We start from the raw sequence: 9119 nt of genomic DNA, 5'->3' as shown, positions 1-9119 counted from the left end.
GGGGCGGGGCGGGTCACCGAACCGGCCGGCGCGAGCAGCGCCGCGGGCAGCACGATCGTGGCGACGGTGCCGCCGTGCGGGGACTCGCGCAGGCGTACCTCGATGCGCTGGCGCTGCGGGAGGCGGGCGGCGACCGCCACGCCCAGCCGGCCCCCCACGGCGACCGCGCCGCCGCTGCCGGCCGCCAGGTCGATGTTGGTGGCGAAGCGGGTCGCCTCCGGCATGCCGAACCCGCTGTCCTCGATCTCCAGCGTGTACCCGTCGGCGAAGGCCCCGCTGACCCGCACGGACGTGGTCGACGGGGAGAACCGCAGGGCGTTCTCCATCAGCTCGGCGAGCAGGTGGGTCACGTCCGGCACGGCGTCGCCGTGCAGCCAGGCCGACTCGACGGGCAGCAGGCGCACCCGGGGGTAGTCGGCGACCTCGCAGAGCGCGGCGCGGACCACGTCGAGCACGGGCACAGTCGGTGGCAGCTCCCGCTCCGGCGGCTCGCCGCAGAGGATGAGCAGGTCCTCGACCTGGCGGCGCAGCCGCGTGGCGAGGTGGTCGAGCTCGAAGAGCTGGGCCAGGTCCTCCGCGTCGAGGCAGTCGCGCTCGCGCAGGTCGAGGACGCGCAGCTGCTCGCCGACGAGCACGTGACCGCGGCGGCCCAGTCCGACCGCGAGCCGGCGCACGTCGCGCAGCGCCGCGGCCTGGGTGAGCGCGGCGCCAGCCGCCGCAGCGTACGCGTGGGCGAATGCGCGCAGCGTGTCGTCCTCGTCGGCGGCGAGCCGGCCGGCCCCGCCCGTGTGGTCCACGGGCTCGCCCCGGCTGACGCGGATGAGCAGGTCCGCCAGGCCGCCCGCGACGTCGCGGGTCAGCTCGGCCCGCCGCCCGCGGATCTCGGCGACCGCCCGGGCCAGCAGCACCGCCAGGGCGGGGGCAGCGATCACCGCGGCCAGGAGCAGACCGTCGCCGACGGCGAGGGCGAGGGCGACGACCGTCGTGTCGGCGCCGTCGAACACGGCGACCAGATGGCGCGCGGCGGCCACGGCCGCGACGGCACCGAACAGGGCGAGACAGGCGAACAGAGCCGCCACGAGGAACCGCAGGCGCTTGCGTGAGGAACCCATGAGTCTGTCTAACACCGCCGCATCGGTGGTAGTCGGACCCGCTGTGCGACGAAATGCCTGGCGGCACAACATCGGCGCGCACACAAGAATCAATCGACCAACTTATATATAGAACTATTGACCAATTGTGATGGGCCTGCGGCAGACCTAGTCTGACCCGTCGAGTGGTCAGTTGGTTACGGGGCGTGTCACTGGGAGTAATGCATGATCGAGACAACCGGGCTGCGCAAGTCGTACCGGGACCGCAAGCGCCGTGAGACCACCACAGTCGACGCCGTCCGGGGCGTCGACCTGTCGGTCGCAGAGGGCGAGATCTTCGGTTTCCTCGGCCCCAACGGAGCGGGCAAGACGACGACCCTGCGGATGCTCGCCACCCTGCTCGCCCCCGACGGCGGCACCGCCACCATCGCTGGCGCCGACCTGCTGCGCGACCCGGGCGAGGTGCGCCGCCGCATCGGCTACGTCGCCCAGGGCGGCGGCACGTGGGACGACGCCACCGCGACCGAGGAGCTGCTGCTCCAGGCCCGCCTCTACGGCGCGTCGAAGACCGACGCCCAGCAGGCCGCCGCGGCCGCCACCGAGGCGTTCGGCCTCGGCGAGTTCGCCGACCGCCCCTGCAAGACGTACTCCGGTGGGCAGCGCCGCCGCCTCGACGTCGCGCTGGGCATCATCCACGCGCCCAAGCTGGTCTTCCTCGACGAGCCGACCACCGGGCTCGACCCGCAGAGCCGGGCGAACATGTGGGACGAGATCCGCCGCCTGCGCGGCGACGGGCTCACCGTCTTCCTCACCACCCACTACCTCGACGAGGCCGACGCCCTCTGCGACCGGGTCGCGATCATCGACCAGGGCCTCATCGTCGCCGAGGGCACGCCCGCCGCGCTCAAGCGCGAGATCTCCGGCGACGCGGTCATCGTCGGGCTGGCCGGCACGGAGGAGACGACCGGCATCGCCGAGAAGGCCGCGGGCCTGCTCGCCGCCCAGCCGTACGTGCTCAGCGCCGACGTGCGTGAGGACGGCGCGTTGCGGCTCTACGTCGACTCGGGGGAGACCGCCATCCCCGCGCTCATGCGCGAGCTCGCCGGCGCCGGCATGGAGCTGGCCACCATCGAGCTGCACCGACCCACCCTCGACGACGTCTTCCTCGCCAAGACCGGCAAGTCGCTGCGCGACTGAGAAAGGCCCTGCCCTCCATGAAGCTCGCCCGGGACACCTGGCTCATCTTCCAGCGCCAGATCACCCTCATGTTGCGTTCCCCGATCTGGATCGCGTTCGCGCTCGCGCAGCCGATCACCTACCTCATCCTGTTCACCCCGTTCCTGCAGAAGGCGCTCATGCCGATCGGCGAGGGCGGCACGGCCGGCGCCTACCGGGTGTACGTGCCCGGCCTGCTCGTCGTCACCTGCCTGTTCGGCGGCCTGTTCACCGGGTTCGGGCTGCTCGCCGAGATCCGTGCCGGCATCGTCGAGCGGTGCCGGGTGACCCCGGTCAGCCGCTCCGCGCTGCTGCTCGGTCGCGCGCTGCGCGACGTCGCCTCGCTGCTCGGCCAGTGCGTCATCATCACCGTGCTGGCGCTCGCGTTCGGCCTGCGGGTGCCGCTGACCAACGTGCTCCTCGCGTACGTGCTGCTCGCGGTCATCGCGCTCATGGCTACCACGCTGTCCTACGACCTCACGCTGTACGTGCGCAACGAGGGCGCGCTCGGCAACATCATCAACACGGTGGGCCAGCCCGTCGCGTTGCTGGCCGGCGTACTGCTGCCGTTGGCTCTGGCCCCGGTGTGGGTGCAGAACATCGCCAAGGCCAACCCCTTCTCCTGGGCCACCGCCGGGGTGCGCGCGCTGTTCGACGGCCGCCTCGGCGACCCCGCCGTGTGGCAGGGCAGCCTCATCGTCACGGTGCTCGCCATCGCGACGGTGCTGCTGTCGGCCCGCCTGTTCGAGCGGGCGGTCCGATGAGCGCGAACATCCGGGCCGCCCTCATCAACGACGCCGACCTCGGCGCGGGCAACGTCCTGTGGAAGCTGATCGAGCACGGCGCCGACCCGGACGGCCCGGGCATCACGTTCGACGTGGCCGTCGACGGGCACCCGGCCTGGGCCGGCCTGACCCTAGGCCAGCTGCACGAGCGGGTCGCCGCCCGCGCGGCCTGGCTGCGCCAGCAGGGTGTGGTGGCGCGCGACCCGGTGGCGGTCTACGTGACGACCGCCGCCGACACGTTCCTCAGCTTCTGGGCACTGACCTGGCTCGGGGCGATCCCCGCGCTGATGAACCCGAACATCGCCCCCGACGTGGCCGCCGAGTACATCCGGAAGCTGCGCGGGGCCGGCGTACTCGCGGATGTCCGGCACCGGGAGCTGCTCGCGGACCGCGACCTCGGCCCGTTGTCGCTGTTCGGCGGCGTCGCCGCCGAACTCGGCGTCGCGGACGCCGCTGACGCCCCGCCGCCCTACCGCCACCACCTCGACGACCCGATCGCGATCACCCACTCGTCGGGGACCACCCGGATGCCGACGGCCGTGGTGCACTCGCACGGCAGCCTGTTCGCCGCGACCCGGCGCATCCGGCTGTCCGCGCCCCGGGCGCGCGGCACGGAGCGGATCCTGTCCGCCCTGCCCGCACCGCACGCGGCCGGCATCATGACCGTCAACCACGCCCTGTGCAACCGGTCCGACCTGCTCTTCCTGTCCCGGCAGGACGACGCGGCCGCGGTCCTCGAGGCGGTCACCCGGTGGCGGCCGTCGGGGGTGTTCGGCTTCGCGGTCACGTGGGCCGAGCTGGCCCGCTACGACCTTTCCGAGTACGACATGTCGTCGGTGTCGCTGTGGTTCAACACGGGCGACTGCGCGCACGAGGCGCACATCCGTCGCCTCGTGGCGGTCGGCGGCCGGGAGGTGGTCACGCGCGACGGTGTCTCGCGGGTGGCCGGGTCGACGTTCGTCGACGGCATCGGGTCCACCGAGATGGGGCACTCGGCGTTCTACATCGCCCACCGGGTCGACACGAACCGGTACGGCCGGTGCGTCGGGAAGGCCCACGTCTTCGCCGACGTGGCCGTCCTCGACCTCGCCACCGGCGAGGAGCTGCCCGTCGGGACGGTCGGTCACCTGGGCCTCAAGTCGCCCACACTCGCACCCGGGTACTGGAACGACTCGGTCAACACGTACCGCAACCGGCTGCGTGGGTACTACCTCACCGGCGACCTCATGTACCGCGACGAGGAGGGTTACTACTACCACGTCGACCGGGCCGTCGACGCCGTCGACCTGGGCGACGGGGAGTGGCTCTACACCGCCATGTCCGAGGAGCGCATCCTGCGCACCTGCCCCGACATCCGCGACTGCACCCTGGTGGCGGTCCGTGTCGACGGGCGGGTGGTGACGGACGTTCTCGTGCAGCTCGACGCGAAGGCCGACCCGTCAGTGGACCGCACCGACGAGGTGCGCGCCGCGCTGACCGGCCCGGTGGCCGCCACGGTGCGCAACGTCCTGGTGGTGCCCGACTCGGACCTGGTCCTCGGCCCGACGGGCAAGGTCCGCAAGTTCCTCATGCGCCAACGCCACCTGGCGTCGATGGGCGCCGCCTGATCCGTGCGGCCTTATGGCGCCATAGTGCGGGAATCCGGTCCTCCATTCCCGCACTATGGCGCCATCGCCCCGAAAGTGGGTGGCGGGTCCTGGTCGTGACTGTTTGACTGCCGTGTGTGATCAGCGATATGTCGCTCCGCAGGTGCCTTGCGGACTCATGGGGGCTGCAGGACGCGGTGATCGAGGTCCACAACGGTGGGATGAACTCCGCAACGTGGCTTGTCAGCGACGGTGTTGGACGGTGGGTCGCCAAGGCGGTCGTGCCCGCGTCGCGGCGTGACTTCGCCGCGGGCCTTGCGGTCACTGCCGCGCTTGAGGGCTCCGGCATCCCGGCGGGAGCCCCGGTCGTTGCCCGCGATGGCGAACACGTCGTCGCTGTCGACGGGGTGCCTGTGGCGTTGCTGACCTGGGTCCCCGGCGAGGAGCTCACGGGCGGGGACGCGGCCGAACAGCGGCTGATCGGTAGGACCCTTGCCCGGACGCACCGCGCGCTGCGCGACGTGTCGGTTCCCGACATGGAACGGTTCCACTGGGTCGACCCGCAGGGCGAACACCTGAGCATCCGCCCATGGATCCGCGGGGCCGTCGCGTCGGCTGTCGCGGCATACGACGAACTCGATCCGCCAACGCTGTCGTGGGGCCTCCTGCACACCGACCCCGCTCCCGAGGCGTTCCGGCTCGACCGGGCTTCTAATGTGTGCGGCCTGATCGACTGGAGCGTCGCCATGGTCGGTCCGTTGCTGTACGACCTGGCGTCGGCGGTGATGTACGTCGGCGGCACGGACCGGGCCGGCTCCCTGATCGACGCGTATGTGGACCAAGGGGTAGTTCGGTGCGCCGAGGTGGAGCGCGGGTTGTCGGTCATGCTGCGGTTCCGGTGGGCGGTACAGGCCGACTATTTCGCCCGCCGCATCGCGACGCAGGACCTGACCGGCATCGGCAGCGCCGCCGAGAACGAAGAGGGCCTGGCACATGCCCACGCCTTACTCAGTGCTGTCGAGTGAGCTGCTGGGGTTCGGGCCGGAGGCCCGGGTCCTGATCATCAACTGCGACGACTTCGGCATGTACGGCGCGGTCAACGCCGCCGTCGTGGAGTCGATCGAACGCGGGATCGCCAGTTCGTGCAGCCTGATGGTGCCGTGTCCGGGCGCCGCGGAGGCCATGCGGCTGCTGGGCCGGCGGCAGGAGATCCCGTTCGGGATCCACCTGACCCTGGTACGCGACACGGTAAACGACCGGTGGCGGCCGTTGACCACGCGGGAACGGGTGCCCTCGCTGCTGGACGGGACCGGTGAGTTGTTCACCAGCGACCGGATCTCCGAACTGCTCGCCAACGCTCAGGTGGACGAGGTCGCGTGTGAGTTGCGGGCGCAGGTCACCGCCGTGCTGGACGCCGGACTCGCCCCGACCCATCTGGACTGGCACTGCCTGGCCGACGGCGGCCGGGAGGACATCTTCGACGCGACCGTGGCCCTGGCGCACGAGTACGGCCTGGCGGTGCGCGTGTGGCTCGATCCGGCCCGCCGCCGGATGCGTCAGCGGGGACTGCCGGTGGTCGACAACCCGTTCGTGGACAGCTTCCGCCTGGACATCGACACCAAAGCGGCCACCTACGCCCGGCTGCTCCGCGACCTGCCCGTGGGCCTCAGCGAGTGGGCGGTGCATCCCGGGCAGGCGCAGGCACACGTACCTGGATGGCAGGTCCGCCGTACGGACTACGAGTTTCTCACCTCGCCTCAGGCACGCGACCTTCTTGACCGGGAAGGAATCGTGGTGACCGACTACCGGGCGCTGCAGCGAGCGTGGGCCGGCGACGTTGACCTTGGCTCGGATTGGTACACATAGGTACCGATCCGAGCCAAGGTCAGGTTCCGGCGTTACGGGCTGGTGCAGGTCAGGGTCGGGGTGGTGGCCGTGCCTGACGCGAGGAAGTCGAACATGGTGGAGGCCGAGGCCGCCAGCGCGCCGATGTAGGTCTCGTTGGTCACCGTCGCGGCGGTGCCGCTCGTGGTGAGGCGGCCGTTCCAGACCCGGCTGATCGTCTGGCCGCTACCGAGCGTCCACTTCACCGTCCAGCCGTTGATGGCCGAGCTGCCGGCCTTCACGGTCACCTCACCCGGACCAGGAGTTGGTGGTCGCGTAGGTAGCGGTGCACGCGCCGCTGCCGGTCGACGGCGTCGTGGTGGCCCGGGTGGTGACCGCTGCGCTGGTGACGGGCGCGGTGGTGACCGCGGCGCTGGTGACGGGCGCGCTGGTGACGGGCCGCGTCGTGGGTGCGGCCGTGGTCGACAGGGCCGGGCTGCCCTGGGCGGCGTAGTCGAGGTACTCCTCGATGTTGCGGTAGCCGTCGCCGTCCGCGTCGCCGTTGTGGTCGGCCGCGTTGGGGTTGAAGCCGTTGGCGGACTCCCAGGCGTTGGGCATGCCGTCGCGGTCGGTGTCCCAGCCGCTCGGGGCGCTCACCTGCGAGGCGTTCCAGAGGTTGTTCCACTCGGTGGAGTCCGCCTCGTTGATGAACGTGCCGCTGGTCGACGCCGAGACCGAAGAGGAACTCCAGTTGGCCGCCGACTTCCGTACCTTTGTTGGGGCCTGACCGCTGAGCCCGCCGAGACCGAATGGTCGGATATATAGAGTATCAACGATGGTCCTGACCTTCGGAGCCGAGGCGGTCAGTAGCACTGAAGCGTGAAGGCAGCGCGGTCGAAACGGCGGGCGGCGAGGTCCTGCCGGCGGATCAGCCAGTAGATGAGGCCGCAGTCGCCCCAGTGCATGCGTGCCCTGCCGTCGCTGTCGAACTGGGCGAGCAGCACCCAGTCGTCCGGCTCCCCGGCGTCCAGTCCGTACTCCAGGGGAAAGTGGAGGGGGTAGGCGTAACCACCCACCTGATGCAGGGTGGCGCGGACGCCGCCGGTCGGCTCGAAGGACAGGTCGCGCACCGGATGGTCGATGCCGTGGCTGAAGCTGTCGCCGAAGGTCTGGTGGAGCACCGGATGGTCGTCGGGCGGGGCCGAGTCGACGGCGTGCGCGGCCAGGGGTATGCGCCGATACGGTGTAATTCCGTCGGGCGCGCACCGTGGCGACACTGGCCGGTCGGACGCGATGTGCATGGCCTGGGCGCCACAACCCGTGGTCGGGATGGAGAGCGCGTCACCGACCTGGCCATCGAAGCAGAAGAACAGCAGGTGGCCATCCGCCGGCAGGTCCAGGCCCGTCATGGCGCGGGGCAGCGCGGCGCAGTCGAGACCGGCGATGTAGGCCAGCGGTCCCTGCCCGTCCCAGATCGGCCAGGTTACGTCGGCGGGCAGATCCGGCTGGCCGCCCAGGTGCCCGACGATCCGCTGGGGCGGATGCGCGTGCGTGAGGCGGGCGGCTGGCCGCAGCAGGCCAAGCCACGCGTCGACCATGTCCGCCGGCAGCTGGGCGCGGGCGGCGGCGAGGTCGAGTTCCGGCGACATGGCCGCATCTTGCCATGATCGTGGGCCGGTCCGCCTACATGCACGCGACCACGGGATTTGCGATCGGCCACCGTTCGACGTCGCTGTCGACGCGCAGGTACGCGCCGTCCGGGTCGGACGGTGCCAGCCAGAGTTCGAGATCCCCGTTGCGGTATCCGGTGTCCTTCCCGTCCGGTGGCATGCTGACGTGAAGTTTGAGCCCGGGCTGGAAGCGGTCGGTGATGACACCGCCGGGATCGCGGATGAACTGCCGCATCGTCGCGGACGTCTTGGCGACGGTGCCGAGCGGCCAGCCGAGGTGCATCATCACGGCGCTCTCCCAGCCGCAGTGGTCGGACCCGGCGATGCTGTTCAGCTCGTTGTTGTCCACCGACTTGCCCTTCTTGGTCCAGGTCGGCCCCGGAAACTCCTTGGGCGGGGAGAAGAAGGACGCGACGGTCCGGCTTGATGGCGTGCCGGCGGCGCTCGTGGCCGGAGCCGACAGGCCGGTGGCGGGCGTTTGTGCGCCGGTGTCCGTGGGCGTGGCGGTGCACGCGCTGAGCAGCAGCACGCTGACGAGGGCGAGGACCTTGCGAGTCATGCCCGTCTGACGCGACGACGGTCGCGCGCGTTCCCGACGTCAGACGAAGAGGGCCCGGTTGTCCTTCGACCATTGGACCTCCGCGGCCACCTTGTCGAGGCATCCCTCGGCGACCCAGGTGCGCTGCGGCTCCAACCCCTGGGCGGCCAGCGCGGCGACCCGTTCGCCGGTGACCTCCTGCCGGCGGATCACCGCGTCCACCAGCCCGTCGACCGTGTCCAGGCCGTACGCGTCGGCGAACACCGCGATCCGGCGGGCCCGGTCGGGCGGGGCGGTGAAGCCCTGCCAGCGCATGGCCTGCGCGTCGTCGCGGAACGGCGCGACGTACTCCAGGGCGTAGGCCACGTCCTCTAGATGATTGAGTCCGAAGTCTGGGCTGTACGGGGCCT

At 71.1% G+C, this 9119-nt stretch carries 11 protein-coding genes; 5 read left to right on the top strand and 6 right to left on the bottom strand.

Annotated elements, in window-relative coordinates:
• Positions 1–1112: sensor histidine kinase (locus ABD211_RS27925; protein ID WP_344138299.1), on the bottom strand; the 1112-nt coding region annotated here is incomplete at its 3' end.
• A gap of 204 nt (positions 1113–1316) precedes the next feature.
• Here ABD211_RS27925 and ABD211_RS27920 point away from each other — a divergent pair.
• From ABD211_RS27920 to ABD211_RS27900, 5 genes are all read left to right on the top strand, one after another.
• Positions 1317–2288 (top strand): ATP-binding cassette domain-containing protein, encoded by a 972-nt coding sequence (locus ABD211_RS27920; RefSeq protein ID WP_344138297.1) that lies wholly within the window; start codon positions 1317–1319, stop codon positions 2286–2288.
• Positions 2289–2305: 17 nt separating this feature from the next.
• Positions 2306–3070 carry an ABC transporter permease gene (locus ABD211_RS27915; protein ID WP_344138295.1) on the top strand — a complete coding sequence of 255 codons (765 nt, stop codon included), beginning with the start codon at positions 2306–2308 and terminating at the stop codon, positions 3068–3070.
• Positions 3067–4698 (top strand): class I adenylate-forming enzyme family protein, encoded by a 1632-nt coding sequence (locus ABD211_RS27910; protein ID WP_344138293.1) that lies wholly within the window; start codon positions 3067–3069, stop codon positions 4696–4698. Before ABD211_RS27915 ends, ABD211_RS27910 begins: the two co-directional genes overlap by 4 nt.
• Positions 4699–4826: 128 nt before the next feature.
• Positions 4827–5702 carry a phosphotransferase enzyme family protein gene (locus tag ABD211_RS27905; protein WP_344138291.1) on the top strand — a complete coding sequence of 292 codons (876 nt, stop codon included), beginning with the start codon at positions 4827–4829 and terminating at the stop codon, positions 5700–5702.
• Positions 5689–6543 carry a polysaccharide deacetylase family protein gene (locus tag ABD211_RS27900; RefSeq protein ID WP_344138289.1) on the top strand — a complete coding sequence of 285 codons (855 nt, stop codon included), beginning with the start codon at positions 5689–5691 and terminating at the stop codon, positions 6541–6543. The genes ABD211_RS27905 and ABD211_RS27900 overlap by 14 nt, the downstream gene beginning before the upstream one ends.
• 32 nt (positions 6544–6575) lie before the next feature.
• Here the strand turns inward: ABD211_RS27900 and ABD211_RS27895 are convergent, their stop codons facing one another.
• From ABD211_RS27895 to ABD211_RS27875, 5 genes are all read right to left on the bottom strand, one after another.
• Positions 6576–6803, bottom strand: coding sequence for a cellulose binding domain-containing protein (locus ABD211_RS27895; RefSeq protein ID WP_344138287.1), 228 nt, complete (start codon positions 6801–6803; stop codon positions 6576–6578).
• Between the two features lie 7 nt (positions 6804–6810).
• A complete protein-coding gene (locus ABD211_RS27890) occupies positions 6811–7374 on the bottom strand; it encodes a hypothetical protein (protein ID WP_344138285.1) in 564 nt (187 codons plus the stop codon).
• On the bottom strand, positions 7365–8150 hold the full coding sequence (locus tag ABD211_RS27885) for a YwqG family protein (RefSeq protein ID WP_344138283.1): 786 nt from the start codon (positions 8148–8150) through the stop codon (positions 7365–7367). The genes ABD211_RS27890 and ABD211_RS27885 overlap by 10 nt, the downstream gene beginning before the upstream one ends.
• Before the next feature lie 34 nt (positions 8151–8184).
• On the bottom strand, positions 8185–8730 hold the full coding sequence (locus tag ABD211_RS27880; RefSeq protein WP_344138281.1) for a hypothetical protein: 546 nt from the start codon (positions 8728–8730) through the stop codon (positions 8185–8187).
• Positions 8731–8769: 39 nt separating this feature from the next.
• The coding region (locus tag ABD211_RS27875; protein ID WP_344138279.1) for a hypothetical protein at positions 8770–9119 on the bottom strand (350 nt) is incomplete at its 5' end.

This window comes from Luedemannella flava (genome assembly GCF_039528515.1).
Classification (GTDB): domain Bacteria; phylum Actinomycetota; class Actinomycetes; order Mycobacteriales; family Micromonosporaceae; genus Luedemannella; species Luedemannella flava.
The sequence above is the reverse complement of the archived record's forward strand: the minus strand, read 5'-3'. Positions and strand labels throughout refer to the sequence as shown.

Bases quoted from the DNA above. Each gene is read 5' to 3' on its own strand.
- ABD211_RS27915 (WP_344138295.1), top strand. From the start codon at position 2,306: ATGAAGCTCGCCCGGGACACCTGGCTCATCTTCCAGCGCCAGATCACC.
- ABD211_RS27905 (WP_344138291.1), top strand. From the start codon at position 4,827: ATGTCGCTCCGCAGGTGCCTTGCGGACTCATGGGGGCTGCAGGACGCG.
- ABD211_RS27885 (WP_344138283.1), bottom strand. From the start codon at position 8,150: ATGTCGCCGGAACTCGACCTCGCCGCCGCCCGCGCCCAGCTGCCGGCG.
- ABD211_RS27880 (WP_344138281.1), bottom strand. From the start codon at position 8,730: ATGACTCGCAAGGTCCTCGCCCTCGTCAGCGTGCTGCTGCTCAGCGCG.
- ABD211_RS27910 (WP_344138293.1), top strand. From the start codon at position 3,067: ATGAGCGCGAACATCCGGGCCGCCCTCATCAACGACGCCGACCTCGGC.
- ABD211_RS27920 (WP_344138297.1), top strand. From the start codon at position 1,317: ATGATCGAGACAACCGGGCTGCGCAAGTCGTACCGGGACCGCAAGCGC.